The following is a 26,105-nucleotide window of genomic DNA, read 5'->3' as shown; positions in this document are numbered from 1 at the left end:
TTATTTCTCCCACTTCAATCCGGAAGCGGCGATTGTCACTTCGCCCCCGAACTCGGATTCCGCTTCTTCTTTCAGCTTCCGGTGCTCGCCGAAATGAGGCAGATGCGTGAGAATCAGCTCCCCCGCTCCGGCCTCCTTCGCGATCCGTCCGGCTTCCAAACTGTTCATATGGCCGGCTGACGTGCCGTCCTGGTCTGCGTAAAAATTGCACTCGCAGATCAGCAGATCGGCATTTTCCGCAAACGGGATAAACGCGTCCTGGTAGCTTGAATCAGCCGTATACACAACAGAAGCTGAACCGTCAGTAATCCGCATCGCATAACAAGTGACCGGATGCACCGTTTTCAGAAAGGTAATGGTGAACGGACCTAGAGAAAGCGGGCGGTCCGGCTGATAGGCCACTCCTTTTGTATGCGTTTTATATGTAAGGCGCTCAAACTGTTCTATATCAGCATCATGCCCGTAAATCGGCAGTGCATGCGTCCCTTTTCCGAGAAAGGAGCCGACCTGTTTGGCAAATTGAAGCGGCCCGATATCAGCGATATGATCATGGTGATAATGGGACAAAATGACGGCATCAAGCTCTTCTGCCGGAACATAGGCAAACAGCTTTGATAATACGGCGCTTCCGCAATCGACGAGCAGAGAATAGCCGCCGGACTGAAACAGATAGCCTGAAGTTGCTTCGTTTGCGGCCGGAAACCCGCCGCAGCACCCAATAACTGTAACTTTCATATGATCCTCCAATGTTTATGATAAAAAGATCCTTTCCTCCAATATACCTATTTTTCGTACAAATTGCATGTTTTAAACATTGTGCCAAAACAGCCGTTGATTTTCTTAAACTGTTATAATACAATGTAGAGACAAAACAATGAAAGAGGGATGGGTATGTTGGAAAAGATGTCGGATTTTTTCAGAAATTTACCCGGTAAGAAATGCGAAGAATGCGGAAATGAGATTGTTGAGCAGTATGAGTGTCACATTAATCTGTGCAATGACTGCTTGAAAATTAAGGATATGTGACAATAGGGCGCCGCACAATTCTAAGTTGTGCGGCGCCCGTTTTTTCGGCCGTCATCATACTTTCTGAATAGGGCGTTATTCACCATTATTAGCAATTATCTGTACGTTTTAAAAGATTCAGTATATTCAATCTATATTTTTCTATAGACGGATTGTTTTCTTTTCTATTATAATTTGTTCTAATAGCTATCTTTTTAGATACTTATTGCACTTTTTTCTTCGGGAGGTAATCTATGAAAAAATTACGCTTTGGACTAGCGACGCAAATTTTCGTCGGACTCATACTAGGGGTTGTAGTCGGTGTCATCTGGTACGGCAATCCCGCCATTCCAACATATTTACAGCCTATCGGCGATTTGTTTTTACGCTTAATCAAAATGATAGTGATTCCAATTGTCGTCTCCAGCTTAATCATCGGCGTTGCCGGCGCGGGAAGCGGAAAACAAGTCGGAAAATTAGGCTTCAGAACGATTTTGTATTTTGAGATCATTACCACTTTTGCCATTATTCTCGGGCTGGCTTTGGCGAATCTGTTTCAGCCGGGAGCAGGCGTTAATATACATGAAGCTCAAAAGACAGATATCAGTCAATATGTTGAAACAGAAAAAGAACAAAGCGGTAAATCCGTTGCGGACACATTCCTGCATATCGTACCGACAAACTTCTTCCAATCATTAGCCGAAGGAGATCTGCTTGCCATCATCTGCTTTACGGTGCTGTTTGCACTCGGCATCTCGGCAATCGGTGAAAAAGGAAAGCCCGTCTTGGCCTTCTTTGAAGGTGTTTCTCATGCGATGTTCCATGTTGTGAACCTCGTCATGAAAGTTGCGCCGTTTGGTGTTTTTGCGTTGATCGGTGTTACCGTTTCCAAATTTGGGCTCAGTTCCCTGCTTTCACTCGGTAAACTGGTCGGTTTAGTATATGTAGCTTTGGCTTTCTTTCTCATTGTTGTATTCGGAATCGTCGGAAAGCTTGCCGGTTTAAACATTTTCAAATTCCTCGCCTATATGAAGGATGAAATTTTATTGGCGTTCAGTACGTCAAGCTCCGAAACCGTACTCCCCCGCATCATGGAGAAGATGGAGAAAATCGGCTGTCCGAAAGGTATTGTTTCCTTTGTTGTGCCGATCGGATATACCTTTAACTTAGACGGATCTGTGCTGTACCAATCAATCGCCGCTTTATTCCTCGCTCAGGTATACCACATTGACTTGACCATTTGGCAGCAGATTACCCTTGTGCTTGTCTTGATGGTCACTTCCAAAGGAATGGCTGCCGTGCCCGGGACTTCTTTCGTCGTCCTGCTTGCGACACTCGGCACAATCGGCGTTCCTGCAGAAGGCCTTGCATTCATCGCCGGTGTTGACCGGATTATGGACATGGCCCGTACGGTCGTCAATCTGACCGGAAACGCGCTGGCATCCGTTGTGATGTCAAAATGGGAAGGCCAGTATGATCCCGTTAAAGGCGCGAAGGTCATGAGCCTCGCCAAAACAGAACAAAACACAACCATCTCAGGTTAAAATGAAAACCCTGCACGGAATGATTTCCGCGCAGGGTTTTTTATGCCATCGGCGATAAAACGTACCGGTGCAAAAGCTTCGCCGTATTAAGAAGCGATAATTCATGCGTGCGTTCAAAAGCGTGTGAAGCGTCAATTCCCGGGCCGATCAGCCCATGGACGATGTCATGGCCCGAACGGATGGCTGCTGAGGCATCAGAACCGTAATACGGATAAATATCAAGCTGATAATCAATGCCATAGCGCTCCGCAAGCCCGGCCAGATGTTTTCTGAGCTGATAATGGTACGGGCCGCTCGCATCCTTCACGCAAATGGAGACGGTATATTCATCCGTAGACTGGCCGTCGCCGATCGCCCCCATATCAACAGCCAAGTATTCGACGGTCTCAGGAGGAATGTTGGAATTGCCTCCGTAGCCGATTTCTTCATTATTAGAAATCAGAAAATGCGTCGTATACGGAAGTTCGATTTTCTCTTCCGTGATGCGGCGGATTAAATTCAAGAGCAGAGCCACGCTCGCTTTGTCATCAAGATGACGGGACTTAATAAAGCCGCTCGGCGTAACCTGCACGCGCGGGTCAAATGAGATGAAATCGCCGACCCTGATACCGAGATCGGACGTCTCTTCCTTCGTCCGGACAGGCTCATCAAGGCGGACTTCCATATTCTCCTGATTCCGCTCTGCCTTGCCGGCGTCCTTGTAGACGTGCACTGAAGTCTGATGCATTAAGATGGTGCCTGTATAGGTTTTGCCGGAAGAAGTTTGGATCTCGCAATATTCCCCTTCAATCGAGTGATACCGGAAGCCGCCGATCAAGTCAATCTTCAGCCGTCCGTCCGCCTTTATCTCCTTTACCATCGCGCCGAGCGTATCGACATGCGCCGTCAGCAATCTGTGTTTCTTGTCATCACGGCCGGGAATTGTGACAAAAAGACCGCCTTTGCGGTTTCTGTAAGAGGAGACGCCCCATTCTTTTAAAAGACTTTCTGTATAGGCGATAACCTCGTATGTATTGCCCGTCGGACTCGGAATCGACACCAATTCTTTAATCAGTTCCATCGTATGTTTCATATTTGCCACAGGTCATTCCTCCTATCAATTTTATTCTTCTTAAAATATACTCTTTTGATCCATAACCCGTCCAATCTTTTCCTTCTCTTTTTTCATAGAATGAAGGGAGCATGAGCATAGGAGGGAAATGTATGATCAGCCGTAAACCGCACAAGCGGAAAAGGTTTCATAATGATTGGTTTGAGGATTGGTTTGAGGATGATTGGTCTGGTGCAGCCTTCTGGGGCTGTAAAAAAGAAAAAGATCACTGTAAAAAGAAAAAAGAAGACCCTTGTAAAAAGAAGAAAGAAAAAAAGAAGAAAGATAAAAAGAAGCATCATCATTCATGCCGCCGCTGCTGCCGTCATTGGTAATCGTTCACACAAGCCCGTTTTACAAATAGATATCTCATGCTCCCCAAACAGCGGATGCTGGTTGGGTTTTTTTATTAAAATTAGTACCAAGTAATAATATCAGGTGTTATAATCTGATATAAAGGAGTGATTTTTCATGTCAAAATCTAAAATTACAGCAATCGGTACATATGCTCCGGCACGCCGATTAACAAACGCGGATTTGGAGCGCATCGTCGATACATCTGATGAATGGATCGTCCAGCGCACCGGTATGAAGGAAAGACGCATTGCCGGCGAACATGAATTCACATCGGATTTGTGTGTGGAAGCGGTGAAAAACCTTGCAGAACGATACAGCGGAACTCTTGATGATGTCGATATGATCCTTGTCGCCACAACGACGGCGGACTATGCGTTTCCAAGCACCGCGGCACGCGTGCAGGCTTACTTCGGCTGGCCGCACACGGGGGCGCTTGATATTAACGCCACATGCGCCGGACTCACTTACGGCCTTCAGCTCGCAGACGCATTAATTACCGCCGGTTCCCATCAAAAAGTGATTGTCATTGCCGGTGAAACATTATCAAAGGTAACGGATTATACTGACCGGACGACCTGCGTTCTTTTCGGAGACGCTGCAGGCGCCCTATTGGTGGAACGCGATGAATCAGCGCCGGGCTTTTTGGCAGCCGTGCAAGGAACAGCGGGAGGAAGCGCGGACGTGCTGTATCGCACGGGACTGAGCACAGAATTAAACGGCGAGCCTCTTAAAGGCGGAGGAAACATGGTGCAAAACGGGCGCGAAGTATATAAATGGGCGGCCAGAACCGTGCCTGAGGAATGCAATGCCCTTTTAGAAAAAGCCGGCTTTTCAAAAGACGATCTGGATTGGTTCGTTCCTCACAGCGCCAACATGCGGATGATCGAATCCATCTGCGAAAAACTGCCCTTCCCGCTTGAACGGACGTTGACAAGCGTTGAATATTACGGCAACACTTCATCGGTTTCTATTATTCTCGCATTGGATGAAGCTGTGAAAGCAAAAAAACTGTCGGAAGGCCAGACGCTGGTATTATTCGGGTTCGGCGGAGGATTGACGTATACCGGACTGTTGGTGAGATGGGGATTTTAAAAGTACGACGATCGAAATCTAAAAAAAAGAGGCCCTGAGCATCTGCTCAGAGCCTCTTTTTCTTATGCTGTTATTTCTTCTTCCGTTTTGTGTTCTTTTTTGCTTTGCACCGTAAAATACACGATGGTCAGCGCGATCATGACAACGGCGATGCCCAACAGAATGGATGCCTGCTGCCACATGTAGCCGTAGTCGCCATTTGAAATGACGGCACGGAACCCGTTGATGCTGTAAGTCATCGGCAGTGCCCCGTGAATCACTTGATAGAATCCCGGCAGGAGTTCAAGCGGGAAGGTTCCTCCGCTTGCCCCGAGCTGGAGCACCAGAATGATGACAGCGATAAAGCGTCCCGGATTCCCCATCGTTGTCGCCAATAATTGAATCATGGACAGGAACGCGATGCTGGTAATCATCGTAAAGAGATAGAATCTCCACGTGCTTTCCACATCAAGCCCGATTCCTTTTAACAGAACCGTGGCGACAATAACGGATTGAATCAGTCCGACAAGCAGAATAACACTGAATTTGCTGAGGAACCATTCAAAACCGTTTCTCGGACGCCCTGAAGCTTCACTCAGAGGGAATACGACCGTCAGCATCAATCCGCCGACATACAAGCCCATAGAGAGAATATAAGGCGTCAGTCCGGTACCGTAGTTAGGCACGGAATGAATCGCGTTATCGTCCGTTTTTACCGGATCGGCAAACATGCTGTACGTTTTGTCATCTGTCTTAATGTCCCCGGTTTGATCAGCCGCATCTTTCAGCTGGCTGGACAATTGTCCGGTGCCGTCTAAAAGCTTGCTTAAACCGGTGCCGAGAGACGCTTGACCCTGCTCAATTTTGGACGAGCCGTCATGGATTTTGTTTTGCGCGTCCAGCAGTTTCGTTAAGCCGCCTGACACTTGGCCGCTCCCTGACACTAACGCTTCTGATCCTGATTTGAGCTGTCCGAACTTGCTGTTGTATTCGCCGATGCCGGCCGTCAGTTTGTTTTGGCTTTCAAAAACAGTCTGCGCTCCGCTGTATAATTTATCAGTTCCCGCTGTCAGCTGGTTAATCGCGTCTTGTACCGCCGCTGCGCCGTTATACAGTTTCGATGTGGACTGAGGCAGTGCTTTCAGCTGATCAGCCTTCGCTTTTACATCTTTGAGCGCGCTTTTTATGACTGACATATCCGGAAGCTGAATATCTCCGCCGGACGGAAGCTGGCTGACGATATTGTCTAAATCCGGAAGGTCAGCCTTCGGAAGCTTCTCATTCAGAAGCTGAACAAGTTTCGCTTTTTGCTCATCCGTTAAGAAATCACTGTCCTTAATCACCTTTTTGACCGCGTCATCCCGGGCATCCAGACTGTTTTTCAGATCAGAAAGCTTCTTCTTAAACTGCTGCAGGTCCTTTTCAGTCTGTTCGAGCTGCCCAACCGCGTTTTCAATGTCTGACAGGTTGACTGAATTGATCGCATCTTCAAATGCCGCCGCTTTTTGCGACACTTCCTGCGCCTTGCTGTTTAACGCGCTTAATCCATTCGTTAAATCCGGAAGCTTTTGCTGGAGCTGCTTTTGTGCGTCAAGGCTTGTTTTCAGCCCGCTGGCCACTTGGCCTCCTCCTGAAGCAATCTGTCCTGATTTATCTTGAATTTCGGCGCTTGCGCTCTGAAGTTTTGCGATAGAGCTGTCAAGCGTTTGAATTCCGCTTGTCACTTTCGCCGCGCCGTCTGCAAGCTGCTGTGTTTTATCGCCGATGGTGGCGGTGCTTTCAGTAAGCTTCGCTAAATTTTCCTTCAGCTTGGCGCTGCCGTCTTTCGCGTTTTTCGTGCCGTCGTCTATTTTCTTGGCTCCGCTGCTGGCTTTGCCGAGCCCTTTGGCAATATCTTTAAAGTTATCAAAAATGACTTTTGCGTATTGCTCTGTCACTTCTTTCGACACGGAGGCTTTCAGTTTGTCGATCGCCTTTTCCCCGATTGTCGCCCCGACATAGTTTGATCCGGCATTCGTATGATATTTCAGATCCAGCTTCTTCGGATTTTTATCCATTACCGTGCTGGCGTTTTTAGAAAAATCTTCAGGAATCTCGACCAATAAATAATATTTAGCATTTAATAAGTCCTTTAACGATTGATCAAGATCGCTTGAAAAATGCCAATCAAAATTATCATTTTTCTTTAACTCTTTCACAAGGTCGTCACCGATCTGAAGATGTTTCCCTTCGTAGTCCGCCCCTTTATCCTGGTTGACAACGACAACCGGCAGCTGATCCACCGTGCCGTACGGGTCCCAGTACGCCTTCAAAAACACTCCGCTGTAAATCAGCGGAACGAATAATATGGCAATGATGGGGATTAACAGTTTCTTGTTCGTTACAATGTCTTTCCACTGGCTTTTTATTGTATTCAACCCTGTTGCCTCCTTCCGCAAACTGACTCATTTGACAAAACGGTCACGGCACCTAAAAAGTGAAGGATCATCTATTATTTAGATAATCCTTGACCAACATACATTTCCAGCAATTCGGCGATCGTCTCTTTTTCAAGAGGCGGATGGTTTTTTTCCCAGTCAAATATCAGCGCGATGTAGAGCTTGAGCATCACAAAAGCGGTCAGTTCCGGATCACACGGTTTAATGCTTCCGTTTTCAATGGCTGTTTCTATCTTTTCTTTAATGTATGACAGAATGGCCCGCTCCATTTTCGCAATGACATCCTGAACGGCTATTGTACCAATCTCGGCGTTCTCCTGAAAAATTTTAATAGTCAGCTGGTGTGTTTTTCTGAATTCCAAGATCGCGACAAGCGCCCGGTGGACATTTTCGTGAAATGAAAGCTCCGGTTTCATCGCTTCGTCTGCGTGTTCCTTCATTTCTCTTAAAATAGTGGTGAAAATATCATCAAACAGTTCTTCTTTGTTTTTGAAAAACGTGTAGATGGTTCCCTTCCCCACATTTGCAAGCTTTGCCACCAGATCCATTGTCGTTGCTTTGTAGCCGAATTGTGTAAAAGACTTCGTTGCCGCTTCCAGAATGAGCTTTTTCCGATCGACGGACATGTTTCCCACCTCGTTAAATTGACCGTTTGAACGTTTTAGTCATTTTGTACATAAGATAACTTATCACAGTCACAAAGAAGATTCAAATGTTTTCTCTTTTATTGGTGTTCCCTTTACAGAACGGGAACATGCAAAAAAACCTCCGTTTTACGATAACGGAGGCTGGTACGTTTCAAATAAATAAGCCAGTGAATCGTATACGGCGGCTTTTCCCTGGTCGATACAGTCGGGGATGCCCACCCCTTCGAAAGACGCGCCCGTCGCGTATACGCCCGGATAGGAAGCTTTCAGCGCATCTCTGAACTCTTTGATGCGCTCCTTATGGCCGACATGGTATTGCGGCATGCTTTCGTTCCAGCGGGTCACACAGGTCATTTCCGGTTCGCCATTTATTTTCATTACTTTTTTCAAATCTTCCATTACGATTTTAATGATCTCGTTATCTGAAAGATCTACGATGGATTCATCTCCGGCCTTTCCGACGTACGCCCTGAGAAGCGTTTTGCCCTCCGGCGCCGCGTGCGGCCATTTTTTATTCGTCCATGTGCAGGCCGTGATGGAGAAGTCACTGTTTCTTGAGATAACGAATCCCGTACCTTCATGCTCCATCTTGACGGCTCCCTCAGGAAAACCTAAGGCGACGTTGGCAACGGACGTAGAATGCATGTCTTTAAGACATGAAACCGCCGGCAGATCAGAAAGCATTTTCGCCGCGGCTTTATGCGGGGCTGTTACTATGCATCCTTCCGCATAGAGCACTTTGCCGTTATCAAGCGTCACGGAATATCCTTTCTCCTCGCGGCCGATATGGGTGACTTTCGTTCCTTTCATCACCTTTGTCAGCGTAAGCTGCTTTTCCAGCTCCTCCACCAACGTTTGAAGCCCTGTCGTCAGCGTTAAAAACTGGCCCTGCTTTTTGGCCGTCAGCTGCTGTCCCGAAGGCTGCGGACGTGATTTTTTCATACCGAGAATCAGGCTTCTGTGCTTCTGCTCAGTCTGATAGAATTGCGGAAACGTGGACATGAGGCTCAGCTTATCAATATCTCCGGCATAAATCCCTGATAATAGCGGTTCTATTAAATTCTCAACGACTTCGTCACCGACGCGTCTGCGGAAAAATTCACCCAGAGACTGATCTTCCTTCGGTTTGCTCGCAGGCAGGACAAAGTCAAGCGCCGCCCGCGCCTTTCCGGGAACAGAAAATAAACCGGTGGAGATGAACGGAGCGATTTTGGTCGGAATGCCCATCACCGCGCCCTTCGGCATCGGATGGAGCGTCTCGTTGACGAGCACGTAAGACTGGCCGGTCGCATTGTTGACGAGCAGATGCTCAAGCCCCAAATCTTTGACGAGCTGCGGCGCGCTTTTTTTCCTTTCCAAAAAAGAATCCGGCCCCCGCTCAATGATGTAGCCGTCTTTATGCGCCGTCTGAATTTTGCCGCCCGCTCTCGGGCCCGCTTCAATCAGAGTGACCTCAAGCGGCAGCTGTTTTTCTTTGATTTCTTTTTCCATGTAGAAGGCGGCGGCTAATCCCGTTATGCCGCCGCCGATGATGACCAGATGTTTTTTATCGCCACTCATTTTTATCGCCTTCTTTACCGTTTAATTCTACTTGTCCAGCTCTTTCAGCACGACCGCTGCAAGCGCGTCGATAAATTCAGGCTGTGCGTTCGGCATAGCCGGACGATAGTAGCTTGCGCCGACTTCTTCGGTCACAGCTTTGCATTCATAATCATTATCGTAAAGCACCTCTAAATGATCGGCAACGAAGCCTGCGGGCACGTATACAAATGCTTTATAAGGATGCTTTTGGTACAGATCGCGCGTGAGATCCTGCACATCCGGCCCGAGCCACGGATCAGGGGTATTCCCTTCGCTTTGCCAGCCGACTGCGTAATCGGTAATTCCGGCGCCTTCGGCAATCAGTTTTGCGGATTCCTCCAGCTGGTCAGGATACGGATCGCCGTATTCTTTTATTTTTTCAGGAAGGCTGTGCGCTGAGACGATCAGCATCGCGTCATCCCGTTCTTCTTTCGGCATTGATTCATACGTTTTCTTCACCTGGCTGACCCAATAATCAACGAATTTCGGTTCATCATACCAGCTTTCAACAGACTTGATGGTCAAGCCGCCGAGCTTCTCCGCTTCTTCTTTCGCGCGTTTGTTGTATGACTGGACGCTGAATGTTGAAAAATGAGGGGCGAGCACAAGGCTGACAGCTTCTGTAATGCCGTCTTTATGCATGTCCGCCACCGCGTCTTCAATAAACGGTTCAATATGTTTTAATCCGATGTACACTTTGAATGTTACGTCATCCTGGGTTTCATTTAAACGCTGTGCGAGCTTCTCCGCCTGCTCCTGCGTAATTTTTGCAAGCGGCGAAATGCCTCCGATCGCTTCATATCTGTCTTTTAAATCTTGAAGCATATGAGGCTCCGGCTTTCTTCCGCGTCTGATATGCGTATAATAACGTTCTATGTCCTCTTCTTTGTAAGGCGTTCCGTAAGCCATGACAAGAAGTCCCATTTTCTTTTTGCTGCTCATTTTGTTAAACACCTCTTTTGATGGTCTGTCCACCTTGATTTTGACAGGAAAATCTTCTTATAACCAACGATCTGCTCAGGAAGATCGTTCCGTTTTTTTGGCCGCGGAGTATTCATGTACAAACGCCGTCAGCTTTTTCAGCGTTGCCGGATTGACATCAGGGAATACACCGTGCCCTAAATTGAAAATAAACCCGTCCGTTTTCATGCCTTGATCAAGTATCGCTTTCGCTTTTTTCTCGATGACTTCCCAAGGCGCAAGAAGAAGCGACGGATCAAGATTGCCCTGAACCGTTTTTGTAATGCCTTGTTTTCTGGCGTCATCTATGCCGAGTCTCCAATCAAGACCGACGACATCAAGAGGAAGGTCATGCCAATCCCCGGCCAGATGGCTTGCGCCTACGCCGAACATGATCAGCGGAACTTGTTCTGCTGAAAGCTCCCGGAATATTCTGTCCATCACCGGTTTTATAAACTGCCGGTAATCTTCGCGGTTCAGCGCGCCGACCCATGAATCAAAAATCTGAATGGCTTTTGCGCCGGCGTTAATCTGCGCTTTCGCATAAACGATAATCATGTCCGCGAGCTTGTCCATCAGCATTTGCCACGCTTGCGGCATACTGTGCATAAACGCTTTTGTTTTGTTGTAATTTTTAGAAGGCCCGCCTTCAATCATATAACTGGCCAGCGTAAAAGGCGCTCCCGAAAAACCGATGAGCGGAACATTCAGCTGTTCGTTTACGAGTAATCGGATCGTTTCCAGCACGTAAGGAACATCCTGTTCGGGATTCAGTTCGCCGAGCTTTTCAATATCCGCAGCAGAGCGCACCGGCTGATCGATCACCGGGCCGATTCCGTTTTTTATTTCAACATCCACTCCGATATAAGGAAGCGGCGTCATAATGTCTTTATATAAAATGGCAGCGTCCACTCCGTACTGCTCGACCGGAAGCCTCGTCACATACGCGCACAGCTCGGGCTGATGCGTAATTTCGACTAAGCCGTACTTTTCCTTCAGCTTGCGGTATTCCGGCTGAGACCTCCCCGCCTGTCTCATGTACCAGACAGGGACGTGATTTGTTTTTTCTCCCCGTGCCGCTTTTAAAAACGTATCATTAAACGCTTCTCGTTTACTCATCTGAATTTCCACCTTTCCTCCTGCAACCATACGTTCGTGTTCTTCGCCCATTACACTATACCTTGTTTTTTCAAAAGCGTATAGAATTGAGGCTCAATGTTCAAAAAATCGCCGAATTCATGATTAAGAAGAAAAAAGCTTCGGCTGAACGTATTCCGTTCCCTCTCCTTCTTGATCCGTCTGTGAATTATATGGAACGACTTTGTATGAAGCCCCTGAAAACAGATTGGCGTACGGTATGTCAAAGCTGCCTTTTCCTTTCACCGAATCCAGAAGTTTGTCTTTTCCGTCTTTCTTCTCATATATTCGGTAAACAACCCGATCATCCTTTTGAATATCCCATTTTAATTGAACCGTAATCAGTCCCATCGCCTTAAATGTATAACGGGCCGACAGGGACTTTACCGCCTCCAGCTCAATCGGGCTGCCCAGTTCCTTCACATTTTCAGGCTTTTTGAATGTCCGGCCGTTTTCCCCCGCTTTTGTGACGATATCTTTAAAGAGTCTGACCGGGTATTGGCTTCCGCCTTTCAGGTAATGGGTTTTATCCGTTTTGTCATAGCCCATCCAGACGGCTCCCGTCAGTCCGGGAGTGTATCCCGCAAACCAGGCGTCCTTTGTCGCGCCGGGGACGCCGGGAAATGTGGTCGTGCCGGTTTTCCCCGCCAGGTCACCTTGATAGCTGCCTTGTGAAGCGGTTCCTTCTTTCACGACCTGCTGAAGCATTCTCGTCATATTCCATGCCGTCTGTCCGCTGAAGACGCGCGTTTTGCCGTTTTTAGGCCCGGATAACGTTTCTCCGTCTTCGTCCGTGATGTTCTCTATAAAAAATGGCTTCGTATACATTCCGTTTGCCGCAAAGGTATGATAAGCTCCGGCAAGCTGAAGCGGGGTGACGCCTTCTGACAGACCGCCAAGCGCAATCGCGAGTCCGTTGTCAGAAATGTTCATGCCGTTTTTCTCAAGATACGATTTTCCCGTATCTACGCCGATCTGCTTCAATGTCCAGACAGCGGGCGCATTTATGCTGTAAGTGATCGCATCCTGCATCGTCACTTCCCCCTTGTACTGTCCGTCATAATTTTTCGGTTCATACCCGTCGTAGGACGTCAGTTTGTCTTGGAGAAGCGAATACGGTTTGAACTTGTCTTCCTGCATGGCGGGCCCGTATACGGCAATCGGCTTAAACGTTGAGCCCGGCTGCCGCTTCGCCGTAACCCTGTTGTATCCTTTTGTCACGTAGTCGCGTCCGCCGACTGCCGCGCGCACGCCTCCGGTTTTATTATCAATAAAGACGGCGCTTCCCTCTGCCGCCTGATCCGTCCCCGGAAAATAGCCGCTTTCCTTCATGAGGGTGTATGCCGTTTTCTGCAGCTTGGAATCAAGTGACGTCCGGATCGTATAACCGCCTTGAAGCAGCTGTTCACCTGACATCGAATAACGGTCTTCCGCCTCCTTGATGACAAGATCAATATAACTGTCAAACCAAGGCGTTTCTGATGTTTTCTTGACATTAAGCCCCAATGTCCGGCCCTGGGCTCTGACGGCTTCCTTGGCGCTGATATAGCCTTGGTCGTTCATCATTGCAAGAATCGTATCGCGGCGTTCTTTATTTTTATCCGGATGCTGAATCGGCGAATAAAGAGATGGCGCCTTCGGAATCGCTGCCAGAACGGCTCCTTCCGCAACGGTTAAATCTTTTACTTCTTTATTAAAGTAGTAGTGGGACGCGGCTTGAATGCCGTAAACGCCATGGCCGAAATAAAGCTGGTTCAGGTACATTTCAAGCAGCTTGTCCTTGCTGTAATCACGCTCAAGATTGATGGCGATAATGACTTCCTTCGTCTTGCGCAAAAATGTTTTATCATGAGTCAGAAAAATGTTTTTCGCCAGCTGCTGGGTGATCGTGCTTCCGCCCTCCACCTTGCCGCCTGCTAAAACATCCCGGAACACCGCCCGGCCGACAGACTTCACATCAATGCCGTGATGTTCGTAAAACCGTTTATCTTCAACGGCGATAAAGGCATCTCTCACATCTTCCGGAACCTGCTGAATGGATACCGGCTCGCGATTTTCCGTATAGAGGCTCGCGATTTCATCACCGTTTTGATCGACGATTTTTGAAGATGCGTGCAGTATTAATTTCTTTTCATCGATGACATAATGGCCGAGAAATATAATGATAATGTATCCGATTAACGCGAGAAAAGCGGTTGCCGCCGCAATTACAGCCGGAATAAAGAATCTTTTTTTCTTTTTCAGCATAAGTCACCTCGCCTTTCTTAACTTGTAGTATGGGAAATATTGTTTCGAATTATGTCAGAATGAGTCGCCAATAGAAACTTATACCACTCTTTTGATATACTAGCAAGCAGGAGGTGGCTGATATGAAGGTTTATATTACATACGGGACAGCCGATTTTTTAAAGACGATTGCAAAGAAACACCCGAGTGAGAATATGGTGCTGATGCAAGGGGAGGATAATGCGGTTTTAATTCATGAAACAAATGGAGAAACCGTTTTTCAGGCGCCCCATTCCTATGAAAGCATCGACAGCGTCGGGGAAATCAAAAATCCGGGCTACGCCGTCCTCAACAACATCGCCGTTACCCAGGAAGGCCGTCCGCTGTTTGAAAACCGGTTTAAAAACCGCGCCGGCAAAGTGGAAAATGAACCCGGTTTTGAAGCCATCCGCGTATTAAGACCGCTTGAAGGCGATACGTATGTCATTTTGACCCTGTGGGAAGAGGAAAAAGCCTTTCAGGGCTGGCAGCAGTCAAACTCTTATCAGGAAGCTCATAAAAAACGCGAAACATCTGCCGGCATCGACACAACGTCTATTTTCTCCCGCCCGTCTTATGTAACCGCTTATTACGCAATAGACTGAAAACCGCCGGAGATTCTCCGGCTTTTTTGATGTCCCGATTTTACGCATCCTTCTTTGCACCTTCCGCCCGCCTATGAATAATCTGTAGCAATCCTATTTATAAACGGAGTGGTTCAATTGGGGATCGGCGTCTACTCGGTACATCTGCTTTATGTTGCTTTTATCGCGGCCATTATCGTTTTTATGCTCCTCAGGAAAGATACAACCTTTATTTCACTCGCCGGCATTTTTGTGATTGCGCTATGGACGACGCATTCATTCTCCGCTTCGGTCAGCAGTCTGTTTCACAGCTTCACGTATGCCGCCGGAGAATTGCTGCCGACGATTTTTATCATTTGTTTTATCGTGGCGATGAGCGGCCTCTTGACCGAAACCGGTATTAATGAAGCGATGATTTCTCCGTTTGCAAAGGTGATGAAAGGGCCGGCTGTCGCGTATTGGGTTATCGGCTGCCTGATGTTTGCCATCTCTCTTTTTTTCTGGCCGTCACCAGGGGTGGCGCTGATCGGCGCTGTGCTGCTTCCCGCAGCGATCCGAGCGGGCCTTTCTCCGATCGCCGCGGCTATGGCGATGAACCTGTTCGGCCACGGATTCGCTTTATCGGGGGATTATGTCATTCAGGCGGCCCCGAAATTAACGGCCGATGCCGCGGGCATTCCCGTGAGCGATGTCATGCAGGCAAGTATTCCGCTCGTTTTGATCATGGGGTTAACGACGACAATCACCGCTTTCTTCCTCATCATGCGGGATCGAAAAAAAACGAAGGCCCCCCTCTCCTTGGACAGCTCCGGTTCTTTGGACACAAGTATGTATCTGCCGAAAAAACTCAGGGTGATCCTGGCGGTTTTCATTCCGCTTGTTTTTCTCGCCGATATTATCTGCATGATCGTATACCGTCTGCAAGGAAACGATGCGACGGCACTCGTCGGAGGAACCGCGATCGGCATTCTCCTGATCATTCATTTCATTGTATATAAAGAGCGGCATTTAGAAAAGATCACCGAGTATTTTATCGGCGGTTTTCAATTTGGCTTTAAAGTATTCGGCCCCGTCATTCCGATCGCGGCCTTCTTTTATCTCGGTGACGCGGGGTTTAAAAGTATTTTGAACACCCCGCTTCCGAAAGGATCTGCGGGGATCGTCAATGACCTCGGATTGGCCCTGTCCCATTCTTTTCCGATGTCCGGAGAATTCGCCGGCATCGCCCTGGCCGCAGTCGGTGCGATTACCGGGCTCGACGGGTCAGGGTTTTCCGGTATATCTCTTGCAGGCTCGATGGCAAAGCTGTTTTCCGCCGCGCTTCATACGGACCCGGCCGTTTTAACGGCGCTGGGCCAGATTTCAGCGATCTGGGTCGGGGGCGGAACATTGGTCCCTTGGGCACTGATCCCCGCTGCGGCTATTTGTAAAGTTGATCCGTTTGAGCTTGCCAGGAAAAACTTTATCCCGGTTGCGGCCGGGCTAGTCGTCACAACGATCGCCGCCATCATCATTCTCCCGTAGCAAAAGGATTGAAATCTTCTGACATTTTCTATACAATCATGGGAAAAGCAGACGAGGGGGGCATCGCTTTTGACGTTAACGACACTTCAAAAAAGCTTAAACGCTCAGCTTGACGGGCTGTATGAGGAAATGGTTGAAATCAGGCGTCACCTTCACATGAATCCCGAGCCATCCTTTAAGGAGAAAAAAACACCGGCGTTCATCGCCTCATTTTATGAAAAGCTCGGCGTTCCCATCCGGACGAATGTCGGGGGAAACGGTGTCACAGCCTATATTGAAGGCGGTGAACCGGGACCGGTCGTGGCACTCAGAGCTGATTTTGACGCTTTGCCGATACAGGATGAAAAAGATGTGCCCTATGCTTCACAAATTCCCGGCGTCATGCACGCCTGCGGGCATGACGGCCATACGGCGGCTCTGCTCGCGGTCGGAAAAGTGCTGTACCGCAACCGAGAAAAACTGAAAGGGTCATTTGTGATGATTCACCAGCACGCCGAGGAATTATCTCCCGGCGGAGCAAAAGCAATGATTGAGGATGGCTGCCTCGAGCATGTCGATGCCATTTTCGGCACTCACCTTTGGGCGACTGAACCCGTCGGGACGGTCTTATGCCGCCCGGGCGCAGTGATGGCCGCCGCTGACGGCTTTACGATTAAAGTCATCGGGAAAGGCGGCCACGGCGCGATTCCACACGATACGAAGGACGCCGTTTTAATCGGCTCACAAATCGTCACGGCTCTTCAGCATATCGTCAGCCGGCGGGTAAATCCGGTGCAGCCGGCCGTCATCTCAGCCGGCTCGTTCACCGCTGAAAATCCGTTTAATGCGATTGCCGATCAGGCAGTCATATCAGGCACCGTCCGCTCGTTTGACGAAAGTGTGCGCAGCCTGCTCGAAGCAGAAATAGAAGCCGTCGTAAAAGGAATCTGTTCCATGCACTCCGCTTCCTATGAATATCGTTTCAAGCGCGGTTATCCCGCCGTCGTTAATCATCCCGAGGAAGCAGCGCACGCGGCGGCAGCCGCAGCGGAAACAGAGGGCGTCACGAAGGTCGTTGAAGGAGAGCCGCAGATGGCCGGAGAAGATTTTTCTTATTATTTGCAGCATACAAAAGGCGCTTTTTTCTTTACGGGGGCCGCTTTAGAAAATGCGGAAACCATTTATCCTCATCACCACCCGAAATTTGATTTTAATGAGAAAGCGATGCTGACGGCCGCCAAGGTGCTTATCGGCGCCGCGGTAAGCTACCCCCGATAGGGCATAAAAAACAGCCGGCACATTACGTACCGGCTGCTGTGATTCTTAAATGAAAAACGTGCCTTGCCGTCTCACCGAGCTGTGACAGCAGTTTATAATTGGCCGCTCCGCCCACGGCGGCTCCGACGACCGGCAAAAGCTGAAACAATTTCACCACGTCCAGATAATCGCGGTATTCCTGCTGAAAAACTCTCCAATCGACATCATGCTTTTTCGAATCCCACTGTTCAATCATTGAGTATATGCGTTTCCGCTGTTCACCGCTTGAGAAAGCCAGCTGAAAAATAAACAGCAAAAACAATCGTTCATCCCTGTCTTTCACATCATAGCCGTAAATAGAGGCAAGATCGAACAGACATTTCATTTTAATGGATAACAGCAAAGGAAAATCAGCCATCCCTAAAAAAATTCCGCCGGCCCCCGTACCGATACCTTCGGCTGCCGCGACCTTTTGGTACGATGCGATGGTTTGTCTGGCGAGGGCATCTTTTTCAGCAAGCGTCATACCGTTTGTATCCCGCTTGCCTTTCACCAGATTTGAACCCGCCATTGTTGCTTCGGTCATTTTTTTAATGCTTTCTGTGATGACGGCATGAATTTTATCAGGAATCCGCTCATTTATTTTCGCCTGCATTCCTTTAGAAAAGCGTTCAAGCATGGAATCTTTGCGTAAAAAACGCGCTTTCCATTGCAGTGCTTCCTGTATCAGCTGCTGATCGTCGGTCATCTGTGTCTCCTTCTTTCATTGAGGTTTCAAAAACCCGATTGATTACAGCTTGCCGTACTTTTTCAATCTTCCGCCCATATACGAAGGCATGATCACAAAAATCAGAACGGCTGAAGCAACAGCCGCATACAGCGCCCCGCTGACTCCCGCGGCATAGGCTGACGCTGCACAGAACAGCAGCGCCTGCACGGTTAATGCCGATTTCATCAGCGAAAAGAAACTTTGCAGCTTCGCTTTCTGATTGACCGGGTAAAGCTCCTGCAGAGAAAGATGATGAAAATGCCCGAACAGCGGGAGAAGCTGTATTCCCGTAATAAAGACGGTAAATACGGTTAAAGCCGCCGTTATCCACGGATTGGCGGAAACGAGCATAATAATCAGGATAAAAATAATCGTGAGCCTGACCTGAATGCCGAGATAATCATTTGAACGCAGAAAGGCCCGCGCATACATATAGGAGAACGTTTTCCGCTGTTCGAACGGAATCATTCTGAGCAAAAAGTCGAGATACGCCCGCCGTTTTGCCTGTTTTTTCAGGTGAGGCACATCGGTAAACAGATTGGCGATTCTGTAAAACCGCTGCTTCCTTCTTAATTCATATTCAATATGGGCTTCCCATTTTAATGATTTATGTTTTGCGGCCGATGTGAAATACACATAAAGGCCGGCCATCACAATGTAGACGGCGGCAGCGTACACATAAAACGACTGTAAGACGAAGTATAAAAGCAGCATATTGCAGATAAAGCGTATGACCGCATCCATCATTTTCATGCTTCTGTCATTCATAAACGTCATCCGCCACTCCATGGCCTGATTCCACGCTTTTACCGCCAGCATCTGAATAAATACGGCGGCATACGACGCAAGCGACGCCCCCGGACTTACAGCGAAAAACAGAGGCATGCATACAAGCGACAGAGCAATAAGCGGAAACAGCTGTGACAGATAGCTGTACTTAAATGCATGCTTAAAGTATGTCCCCATTTTCGGTTCAAGCGGCAGCAGAAACACGAGGTCCGCTTCCTTTAACAGCGTCCGGACGTATGAACCGGTCAGCACAAATGAAAAGAGCACCGCCATCACCCAAAATGACGGAAAATGAACAGGAATGTCTTTGACCCACTTGCTGTACCAGCTTGCCGCGCCGGCAATAAAAAAGATCAGCACAATGACGAGATGATCATTGAGCATATATTTCATATACATTCTGGTTTCCTTTATATGCTCTTCAAGCCGGGACTGCCAAATCGTAGACATATTATTCATGGCCGGCGTCTTCCTTCGTCAGTTCAATATACAAGTCATCAAGAGCTGCGTCTTTCATGCCGAACTGCTCTCTCAGTTCTTCCAGTGTGCCGCTTGCCCGCACTTCGCCGTTATGTAAAATAATGAAAGCGTCACAGTAGCGCTCTGCCGTAGCCAGGATATGCGTTGACATCAGCACGCTTGATCCGGCTTTTTTCGCGGCGTCCATCCGCTCCAGCAATGCATTGATCGCAAGCGGGTCAAGGCCGAGAAACGGCTCGTCAATGATATAAAGCGAAGGCTCCGCGAGAAACGCGCACATGATCATGACTTTCTGCTTCATCCCTTTGGAAAAGTGAGCGGGAAACCATTTCAGCCTTTTTTCCATTCTGAATTCTTTCAGAAGCGGAGGAAGCCTTTTTTCAAGCGTTTCTTTGGAAAGGCCGTACGCCATGGCCGTCAGCTCCAGATGCTCTTTGAGCGTCAGTTCTTCATACAGCACCGGCGTTTCGGGGATGTACGTAAATTGCGAGCGGTAGCTTTCCTTATCCTCCGAAAACGTCTTGCCGTTCAGCTCGATCGAGCCTTTATGCGGGTCCATTAATCCGATAATATGCCGGATCGTCGTGCTTTTGCCCGCGCCGTTTAATCCGATGAGTCCGACAATCTGGTTCGGCTCAAGGGTGAATGAAACATTTTTTAAGACCGGGTTTCTCGTATAACCGCCGGTTAAGTCTTTTACCGATAGCAGAGACATAATTTCTCCCCTTCTGATTCGTTTTTCTTCATAGTACCAAAAATAAAGTCTGATTTGAAACGATTCCCTTTTTTTCTCACGTGAAAAGTGTGCATAGTTATCGTTTTGGCGGACATCATAATGTATGTAGAAGGAAACAGCTTTAATCAACTGAAAATGAGGTGTTTATAAAAGACGTCTTAGAACAGTTGGATGAAAATCAACATGTCCTGTGCTTACAATTTCTTCACACACTGCTTTGATGATGTTCTTCATTCATGATGAAATAATCAAATGAGGTGTTTGTCCCAGGAATGATTAAGCAGACCCATAAGTCTTCATTTTAAAAACAAATGAGGTGCTTACAAAAGGCATATTCAATTTTCTGTGATAAAGCTCGTACTTCTGCATCAGGGTGAACGCGCAGCCGTTCATCCTGTTTTTTGTTTTGGCCGTTTTTGTGGTACGATGAGAATATACATATATTTCTTTTCAGGGAGGAAACCCATCTATGCACAAAGCGGACGATTGTATTTTCTGCAAAATCATTGCCGGTGACATTCCGTCTTCAAAAGTATACGAAAATGAACACGTCGTGGCGTTTCTTGATATCAGCCAGGTCACAAAAGGCCATACGCTCGTGATTCCGAAAACACATATCGAAAACGTGTACGAGTTTACGCCTGAGCTTTCTAAAGAATATTTTGAAGCGGTGCCGAAAATCGCACGCGCCATCCGCGATGAATTCGAGCCGATCGGGCTGAATATTCTCAATAACAACGGTGAAAAAGCGGGCCAATCGGTGTTCCATTTTCACATGCATATCATTCCGCGTTACGGAAAAGGCGACGGTTTCGGGGCTGTCTGGAAGACCCACGCCGAAGACTATACGCCTGACGATCTTCAGGAGATCGCTTCAACCGTCAGAAAACGGCTTGCCTCATCTTAAAGATGAGGTTTTTTTGCGTCCGGAAACACAAAAAACATAAATTATATTTTTTATATCAAAAAAATCAAAAAATTGTGATAGGATAATTGTATTATTTCTTACACTAAAGCGGAAAACAGGGAGAGATCGTAAACATGGAACGTACAACGAATTTCAATGCAGGACCCGCAGCCCTTCCACTGGATGTGCTGCAAAAAGCACAAAAAGAATTTGTCAACTTCAATGATACCGGCATGTCCGTCATGGAGCTGTCCCACCGGAGCACGGAATATGATGCGGTGCACCAAAAAGCAAAAAGCCTTCTGAAAGAACTGATGGATATTCCCGACGATTATGATATTTTATTTCTTCAAGGCGGCGCAAGCCTTCAGTTCTCCATGCTGCCGATGAACTTTTTAACGCCGGAAAAAACGGCGCACTTCATCGTAACGGGCGCATGGTCTGAAAAAGCACTCGCCGAGGCGAAACTGTTCGGAAACACATCCATCACGGCAACAAGCGCAGATTCAAACTACAACCACATACCGGAAGCGGACCTCTCAGGAATCAAAGACGGCGCCTACCTGCATATTACGTCAAACAACACAATTTTCGGAACGCAGTGGAAAGAGTTCCCGAATTCACCGATCCCGCTTGTAGCCGACATGTCAAGCGACATCCTGAGCAGAAAAATTGATGTCAAAACGTTTGATGTCATCTATGGCGGAGCCCAGAAAAACCTCGGGCCGTCCGGCGTCACGGTCGTCATCATGAAAAAATCATGGCTTGAAAACGAAAACGCCAACGTCCCTAAAATGTTGAAATACTCCACTCACACAAAAGCCGATTCACTGTATAATACGCCGCCTACATTTGCGATTTATATGCTGAGCCTCGTCCTTGAATGGCTGGCTGAAAACGGCGGTGTCGAAGCGGCTGAACGGCGCAATCAGGAAAAGGCCGACGTCCTGTACGGCACAATCGACACAAGCGGCGGGTTTTACGCGGGGCATGCCGCAAAAGACAGCCGTTCTCACATGAACGTCACGTTCACCCTCCACGACAGCAGTCTCACGAAAAAATTCGTTGAAGAAGCGAAAGCGGCTAAAATGACCGGACTCGGCGGCCACCGCTCAGTCGGAGGCTGCAGGGCGTCTATCTACAACGCCGTCAGCCTGGCTGATTGTGAAAAACTGGCTCAGTTTATGAGAAAGTTCCAGCAGGAAAACGAATAAATTTCTTCTAACATAACGGTTCCTTTGATATACTGTTTGCATATCAATTTTTCCGGCCATCGCAATAAATGACGAGCATATTATTGGATGGCGAAAAAGCTTAGCAGAGGAGAGCTTAGTATGAAAACAAAAGAATTAGTCATTATGGCCCTGTTTGCGGCAATCGGAGCGGTGCTTCATTCCATTATGCCGCCGGTATTATTCGGAATGAAACCCGATATGATGCTTGTGATGATGTTTATGGGTATTCTGTTATTCCCCCGTGTGCAGAACGTGCTGATGATTGGGATTGTAACGGGAATCATTTCCGCACTCACGACATCTTTTCCGGGCGGACAGCTTCCGAATATCATTGAAAAACCGGTAACGGCGTTTCTGTTTCTCGCGCTGGCGCTTTTGGTGAAAAAGAGCGTGAAAACAGCGCCCGCCGCCGTCATTACGATAGCCGGCACCTTCATCTCCGGTTTGCTCTTTTTGGCGCTGGCCCTTCTGATTGTCGGCCTGCCGGGCGGATTCACCGCATTGGTGCTCGCGGTCGTCCTTCCGGCGGCTGCGCTGAATACGATCGCCATTATCATTATGCATCCGATTGTGCAGACGATCTTAAAACGGTCCAATATGATTGAAACGGTGAAATAACCGCATACCGAAACCTCTTCCGGCCGGAAGAGGTTTTTTAATGTGTTTCAGCATGTTTTATACGAGAAGTTTTGTGAAAAAAATAAGGAACAATGCGAGGGCGGTTCCTGCTGAGCAGACGATGGCCTTTTGGCGGACGACCCGCTTCGGCGGATAAGAAGCGGCCTGGCCGAGCAGTTTCAGGTAATAAACGGCGCCCGCCGCAAAGACAAGAGCCATACAAGATAAAACAATCATAAAGACAGACAACCTTCTCCCTCCTTTTCCCTTAAAAAATATGCTAAAATAAAGCAAGCTATGTATAGAAGTTTATTCTTCTGAACAAAAATGATAAAAGTTATGAGAAAAAAAACGGGGTGATTTCAAATGGCTGACGGACGTTCCCTTTTAACAGGCCTTTTCGTAGGCGGATTGATCGGAGGCGCAGCGGTGTTACTCTCGGCTCCTTCATCCGGAAAAGAGCTGCGGGGCAAAATCAAAGAGAATTGCAATTCAATTGAGGACACAATCAAACGGTTAAAAAAAGACGGAATGGCGCTTAAGGACCAGCTTGTCCAAACGGCGAAAGAAAGCGCAGAAGTCATTAAAGACGTAGGCGGAGAGCTTCAGACCAGCATTAAAAGGTGGCAGGAGGAAATCAAACCGCACCAGCAGGATCTCCAAAAGGAAATCGCTGATATTGAAGAGAAAATCAGACAGCTGGAGAAAACCTTACAAAACTAATATCCTATACAACCAAAAAAAAGTGCGGACATATTGCGTTCCGCACTTTTTTTTGCGGTTTAAAGCCTTTCCCAGCAACGGATCAAGAATTTATTATAAAATTCTTAAATTTTCATCTTTATTAATCTTTATTTTATTGGCATAATAGAGGAAAAGAAAATGTGAAGCAGGTGATCTGTATTGAATCGTGTTGAACCGCCTTACGATCTAAAAGAAGCTTTAATCTATACCCAAAAAATGGCGCAGCTGTCCAAAGCGCTCTGGAAATCTATCGAGAAAGACTGGCAGAATTGGCTGAAGCCGTACGACCTTAATATTAATGAGCATCATATATTATGGATTGCCTATCAGCTTAAAGGAGCTTCTATTTCAGAAATCGCCAAATTCGGCGTTATGCACGTATCAACTGCATTTAACTTTTCAAAAAAGCTTGAAGAACGGGGATATCTGAAATTTTCCAAGCGGCTGAATGATAAACGGAACACGTACATTCAGTTAACAGAAGAAGGGGAAAATGTATTCGAAAGCCTGCTTGAGGAGTTTGATCCGTCGAGAAACGCTGTGTTTAAAGGCTCACAGCCGATCTACCACTTATTCGGGAAGTTTCCTGAGGTTGAAGAATTAACCTGTGTCATCCGCCACATTTACGGCGAAGATTTTATGGAGATATTCGAGAAATCATTGACAAACATAAACAATGATTTTGATAGTGAAGACGGAAGGCTGAAGAAAAAAACGGACGAATCGGCTGTCCATGAAACGGCTGAAGAGCTGGAACCGATCAACAGTTAATCAAAGTGCTTCATAATCTCAATAAATTCTTCCATCAGCGCTGTATAAAGCCCCTGCTCATACAGAGCAAAAATCGTTTCATGAACATCTAATTTTTCGTTCAGCTGTCCCGCAAAAAGCGCAAGGAGCTTGTCAAACGTCACAAAGCCTTGCGCTTTTTGCGACTCCAGCTCGTCCTCCAATTCGCGGCAGATCCGCCCGACCTCTTCTCCTTCTTCTTCGGTCAGCCCTTTTTCAATCATCATCGCATAAAAAGGGTACTTATCCATATCCACCGTTTTCACCAGCAATTGTATGTAATATTCTAAACGCCCGATACGCTGATCCATTGAATCCATCCGTTTCACTTCTTTCTATCTTTAATCTTATTTTAGCTGATAATGAATGGAGAAGAAAGGTTAAACCGTACATTTCCATGTTTCACCGAGCTCTTCTGTTCTTCTCTTTCCAGGTTTATTTTTTTCTTTAAAAAAGGATTGATTTTTTCTCCTGAAGAGAGTAAATTATTTTGAGATTGTATTCCATCTTTGTACGGAAGGATGACTCTGATGAATTGCTGGAAAACCATTAATCTGATCAAAGATTATGGTGCGGTTCGTTTATTATTGACTGCTGTAGGTTTTATGATCCTGTTTTTTATATGCAACTTCTTGGCATTCGGGCTGCTGCGTCCGAATATCAGTTTAAGTGACGGGCACGTGTTTGCTTTTTGTGTTCTGCTCGTTGTTACTTTATTTGTACATAAAGTCATACATGTCCTGCCGATGATCTGTAAAAAAAGAAAAAAGGAAATGAAAATGTACTTCTTGCGGATGCCGACATGGAAAGGCATACCGAAAACGACGATGCTGATTTCAACGATCAGCCCGTTTTTATTCATTACGCCGTTATTGTTTTATGCCGGACTGGCATTTCCGAGACACGCTCATTACTTTTATATGATTTCGAGCATCCATGCGGGGTATTGCCTGCCTGATCTTCTGTTTGCCCTGCATCTGGTCAAAGCGCCCAAATCATGTCTGATTGACCAGGAATCCGACGGTTTTGATATTTTAGTAAAAAAAGTGCCGGAGTCTTGATGTCCCGCTGATTTTTCAGGTTACATTCTATCTTTTTTAATAAATATTTGGTAATGTAATATGGGAGCAGTTCAGAGAGAGGGGGAATCTCCCATCATTTTATTCTATTTTATCGTGGCTGCCCTGTTTATTCTTTATTTCATAAACAGGCTCACAAATACATTATGCCTTGTCAGAGAGATTCCTGAAGACCGGCAGGATAAGGTATTCCGTTTTATTAATGTATCTATTTTAATTTTACTGATCTCTTCATTCGTCGAGATCTCCTTTACTGTGTAAACAGGCAAAAAAATATGGCTGACGGAGGTCTGACCCCCGACAGCCATATTTTTTTCTTAATAAAGCCAAGAAGCGCCGATGATGATCAATAAGATGAACAGAACAACCAATAATGCAAAACCGCCTGCAAATACTTCACCCATCTCCAAAAGCACCTCCTACAAAACGTTTTATTTTTCCAATTACATCATATGCAATTTACTTCTGAAACGATTAGGCGCCCGGGTAAGAAAACGGACCGCTTTTAGAAAAAGCGATC

Annotated in this window: 28 protein-coding genes; 14 read left to right on the top strand and 14 right to left on the bottom strand. The window is 47.1% G+C overall.

Annotation, left to right across the window (positions count from 1 at the left end):
• On the bottom strand, nucleotides 1-735 hold the full coding sequence (locus AC1RRX_RS04040; protein ID WP_015239517.1) for an MBL fold metallo-hydrolase: 735 nt from the start codon (nucleotides 733-735) through the stop codon (nucleotides 1-3).
• A 150-nt stretch (nucleotides 736-885) separates the two neighbouring features.
• Between AC1RRX_RS04040 and yhfH the strand changes: the two genes are divergently transcribed.
• Entirely contained in the window at nucleotides 886-1,026 is a 141-nt protein-coding gene (gene yhfH / locus AC1RRX_RS04035; RefSeq protein ID WP_012117221.1) for a protein YhfH, read from the top strand.
• Nucleotides 1,027-1,259: 233 nt separating this feature from the next.
• Complete coding sequence (gene gltT / locus AC1RRX_RS04030) at nucleotides 1,260-2,549, top strand: glutamate/proton symporter GltT (RefSeq protein ID WP_007610442.1); 1,290 nt, start codon at nucleotides 1,260-1,262, stop codon at nucleotides 2,547-2,549.
• A gap of 40 nt (nucleotides 2,550-2,589) precedes the next feature.
• Here the strand turns inward: gltT and AC1RRX_RS04025 are convergent, their stop codons facing one another.
• Nucleotides 2,590-3,621 carry a M42 family metallopeptidase gene (locus AC1RRX_RS04025; protein WP_258566469.1) on the bottom strand — a complete coding sequence of 344 codons (1,032 nt, stop codon included), beginning with the start codon at nucleotides 3,619-3,621 and terminating at the stop codon, nucleotides 2,590-2,592.
• A 131-nt stretch (nucleotides 3,622-3,752) separates the two neighbouring features.
• On the opposite strand from AC1RRX_RS04025, the gene AC1RRX_RS04020 reads away from it, so the two are divergent.
• Together AC1RRX_RS04020 and fabHB are read left to right on the top strand one after the other, a co-directional pair.
• Nucleotides 3,753-3,974, top strand: a complete 222-nt coding sequence (locus AC1RRX_RS04020; protein WP_007409207.1) for a hypothetical protein — start codon at nucleotides 3,753-3,755, stop codon at nucleotides 3,972-3,974.
• A gap of 136 nt (nucleotides 3,975-4,110) precedes the next feature.
• The gene (gene fabHB, locus AC1RRX_RS04015) at nucleotides 4,111-5,088 is read left to right on the top strand and encodes a beta-ketoacyl-ACP synthase III FabHB (protein ID WP_007409208.1); all 978 of its coding nucleotides are present in this window, start codon (nucleotides 4,111-4,113) and stop codon (nucleotides 5,086-5,088) included.
• 62 nt (nucleotides 5,089-5,150) lie between these two features.
• On the opposite strand, the gene AC1RRX_RS04010 is transcribed toward fabHB, so the two are convergent.
• The 6 genes from AC1RRX_RS04010 to AC1RRX_RS03985 all read right to left on the bottom strand — a co-directional run bounded on the left by AC1RRX_RS04010 (nucleotide 5,151) and on the right by AC1RRX_RS03985 (nucleotide 14,077).
• Nucleotides 5,151-7,484 (bottom strand): YhgE/Pip domain-containing protein, encoded by a 2,334-nt coding sequence (locus AC1RRX_RS04010; protein ID WP_007409209.1) that lies wholly within the window; start codon nucleotides 7,482-7,484, stop codon nucleotides 5,151-5,153.
• Nucleotides 7,485-7,558: 74 nt separating this feature from the next.
• Entirely contained in the window at nucleotides 7,559-8,131 is a 573-nt protein-coding gene (locus AC1RRX_RS04005; protein ID WP_003155219.1) for a TetR/AcrR family transcriptional regulator, read from the bottom strand.
• Between the two features lie 147 nt (nucleotides 8,132-8,278).
• Nucleotides 8,279-9,712 (bottom strand): protoporphyrinogen oxidase, encoded by a 1,434-nt coding sequence (gene hemY / locus AC1RRX_RS04000; protein ID WP_003155220.1) that lies wholly within the window; start codon nucleotides 9,710-9,712, stop codon nucleotides 8,279-8,281.
• A gap of 27 nt (nucleotides 9,713-9,739) precedes the next feature.
• Nucleotides 9,740-10,675: a ferrochelatase gene (hemH, locus tag AC1RRX_RS03995; protein WP_060674982.1), complete on the bottom strand. Its 936-nt coding sequence runs from the start codon at nucleotides 10,673-10,675 to the stop codon at nucleotides 9,740-9,742.
• Between the two features lie 75 nt (nucleotides 10,676-10,750).
• Nucleotides 10,751-11,812: a uroporphyrinogen decarboxylase gene (gene hemE / locus AC1RRX_RS03990; RefSeq protein ID WP_042635706.1), complete on the bottom strand. Its 1,062-nt coding sequence runs from the start codon at nucleotides 11,810-11,812 to the stop codon at nucleotides 10,751-10,753.
• Between the two features lie 123 nt (nucleotides 11,813-11,935).
• Nucleotides 11,936-14,077: a transglycosylase domain-containing protein gene (locus AC1RRX_RS03985; protein WP_039062815.1), complete on the bottom strand. Its 2,142-nt coding sequence runs from the start codon at nucleotides 14,075-14,077 to the stop codon at nucleotides 11,936-11,938.
• A gap of 122 nt (nucleotides 14,078-14,199) precedes the next feature.
• Between AC1RRX_RS03985 and hmoB the strand changes: the two genes are divergently transcribed.
• The 3 genes from hmoB to AC1RRX_RS03970 all read left to right on the top strand — a co-directional run bounded on the left by hmoB (nucleotide 14,200) and on the right by AC1RRX_RS03970 (nucleotide 17,460).
• Nucleotides 14,200-14,700: a heme-degrading oxygenase HmoB gene (hmoB, locus tag AC1RRX_RS03980; protein ID WP_144464080.1), complete on the top strand. Its 501-nt coding sequence runs from the start codon at nucleotides 14,200-14,202 to the stop codon at nucleotides 14,698-14,700.
• A 117-nt stretch (nucleotides 14,701-14,817) separates the two neighbouring features.
• Nucleotides 14,818-16,203 (top strand): hypothetical protein, encoded by a 1,386-nt coding sequence (locus AC1RRX_RS03975; protein ID WP_108725066.1) that lies wholly within the window; start codon nucleotides 14,818-14,820, stop codon nucleotides 16,201-16,203.
• A gap of 69 nt (nucleotides 16,204-16,272) precedes the next feature.
• Nucleotides 16,273-17,460, top strand: a complete 1,188-nt coding sequence (locus tag AC1RRX_RS03970; RefSeq protein ID WP_144464082.1) for a M20 family metallopeptidase — start codon at nucleotides 16,273-16,275, stop codon at nucleotides 17,458-17,460.
• 22 nt (nucleotides 17,461-17,482) lie between these two features.
• Here the strand turns inward: AC1RRX_RS03970 and AC1RRX_RS03965 are convergent, their stop codons facing one another.
• From AC1RRX_RS03965 to ecsA, 3 genes are read right to left on the bottom strand one after another with little or no spacing between them, the layout of a single operon-like run.
• A complete protein-coding gene (locus AC1RRX_RS03965) occupies nucleotides 17,483-18,187 on the bottom strand; it encodes an EcsC family protein (protein WP_032871112.1) in 705 nt (234 codons plus the stop codon).
• Nucleotides 18,188-18,229: 42 nt separating this feature from the next.
• The gene (locus tag AC1RRX_RS03960) at nucleotides 18,230-19,456 is read right to left on the bottom strand and encodes an ABC transporter permease (protein WP_040238339.1); all 1,227 of its coding nucleotides are present in this window, start codon (nucleotides 19,454-19,456) and stop codon (nucleotides 18,230-18,232) included.
• A complete protein-coding gene (gene ecsA, locus AC1RRX_RS03955; RefSeq protein WP_003155231.1) occupies nucleotides 19,449-20,192 on the bottom strand; it encodes an ABC transporter ATP-binding protein EcsA in 744 nt (247 codons plus the stop codon). Before ecsA ends, AC1RRX_RS03960 begins: the two co-directional genes overlap by 8 nt.
• Nucleotides 20,193-20,682: 490 nt before the next feature.
• Here ecsA and AC1RRX_RS03950 point away from each other — a divergent pair, with 490 nt between their 5' ends.
• The 3 genes from AC1RRX_RS03950 to AC1RRX_RS03940 all read left to right on the top strand — a co-directional run bounded on the left by AC1RRX_RS03950 (nucleotide 20,683) and on the right by AC1RRX_RS03940 (nucleotide 22,973).
• Nucleotides 20,683-21,120 (top strand): HIT family protein, encoded by a 438-nt coding sequence (locus tag AC1RRX_RS03950; protein WP_007409220.1) that lies wholly within the window; start codon nucleotides 20,683-20,685, stop codon nucleotides 21,118-21,120.
• Nucleotides 21,121-21,254: 134 nt separating this feature from the next.
• The gene (gene serC / locus AC1RRX_RS03945; RefSeq protein WP_144464084.1) at nucleotides 21,255-22,334 is read left to right on the top strand and encodes a 3-phosphoserine/phosphohydroxythreonine transaminase; all 1,080 of its coding nucleotides are present in this window, start codon (nucleotides 21,255-21,257) and stop codon (nucleotides 22,332-22,334) included.
• Nucleotides 22,335-22,454: 120 nt separating this feature from the next.
• Nucleotides 22,455-22,973, top strand: coding sequence for a tryptophan transporter (locus tag AC1RRX_RS03940; protein WP_007409222.1), 519 nt, complete (start codon nucleotides 22,455-22,457; stop codon nucleotides 22,971-22,973).
• 57 nt (nucleotides 22,974-23,030) lie between these two features.
• Here the strand turns inward: AC1RRX_RS03940 and yhzF are convergent, their stop codons facing one another.
• Entirely contained in the window at nucleotides 23,031-23,222 is a 192-nt protein-coding gene (gene yhzF / locus AC1RRX_RS03935) for a membrane protein YhzF (protein WP_007409223.1), read from the bottom strand.
• A gap of 117 nt (nucleotides 23,223-23,339) precedes the next feature.
• Between yhzF and AC1RRX_RS03930 the strand changes: the two genes are divergently transcribed.
• Together AC1RRX_RS03930 and AC1RRX_RS03925 are read left to right on the top strand one after the other, a co-directional pair.
• Nucleotides 23,340-23,696 (top strand): YtxH domain-containing protein, encoded by a 357-nt coding sequence (locus tag AC1RRX_RS03930; protein WP_014417330.1) that lies wholly within the window; start codon nucleotides 23,340-23,342, stop codon nucleotides 23,694-23,696.
• A 180-nt stretch (nucleotides 23,697-23,876) separates the two neighbouring features.
• Complete coding sequence (locus tag AC1RRX_RS03925) at nucleotides 23,877-24,488, top strand: HTH-type transcriptional regulator Hpr (RefSeq protein WP_003155240.1); 612 nt, start codon at nucleotides 23,877-23,879, stop codon at nucleotides 24,486-24,488.
• Here AC1RRX_RS03925 and AC1RRX_RS03920 read toward each other — a convergent pair.
• Nucleotides 24,485-24,826 (bottom strand): YhaI family protein, encoded by a 342-nt coding sequence (locus AC1RRX_RS03920; protein ID WP_003155243.1) that lies wholly within the window; start codon nucleotides 24,824-24,826, stop codon nucleotides 24,485-24,487. The two genes, AC1RRX_RS03925 and AC1RRX_RS03920, sit on opposite strands and share 4 nt — an antisense overlap.
• A gap of 210 nt (nucleotides 24,827-25,036) precedes the next feature.
• On the opposite strand from AC1RRX_RS03920, the gene AC1RRX_RS03915 reads away from it, so the two are divergent.
• Nucleotides 25,037-25,567, top strand: coding sequence for a DUF3267 domain-containing protein (locus AC1RRX_RS03915; protein ID WP_007409225.1), 531 nt, complete (start codon nucleotides 25,037-25,039; stop codon nucleotides 25,565-25,567).
• A 60-nt stretch (nucleotides 25,568-25,627) separates the two neighbouring features.
• A complete protein-coding gene (locus tag AC1RRX_RS03910; RefSeq protein WP_003155245.1) occupies nucleotides 25,628-25,846 on the top strand; it encodes a hypothetical protein in 219 nt (72 codons plus the stop codon).
• A gap of 56 nt (nucleotides 25,847-25,902) precedes the next feature.
• Here AC1RRX_RS03910 and yhzE2 read toward each other — a convergent pair whose 3' ends face one another.
• Nucleotides 25,903-25,989, bottom strand: a complete 87-nt coding sequence (yhzE2, locus tag AC1RRX_RS03905) for a sporulation protein YhzE2 (RefSeq protein WP_003155248.1) — start codon at nucleotides 25,987-25,989, stop codon at nucleotides 25,903-25,905.
• Between the last annotated feature and the right edge of the window lie 116 nt (nucleotides 25,990-26,105).

It is taken from the genome of Bacillus sp. GW821-FHT11D08 (assembly GCF_058808515.1).
This window is presented reverse-complemented; position numbering and strand designations above follow the sequence as displayed.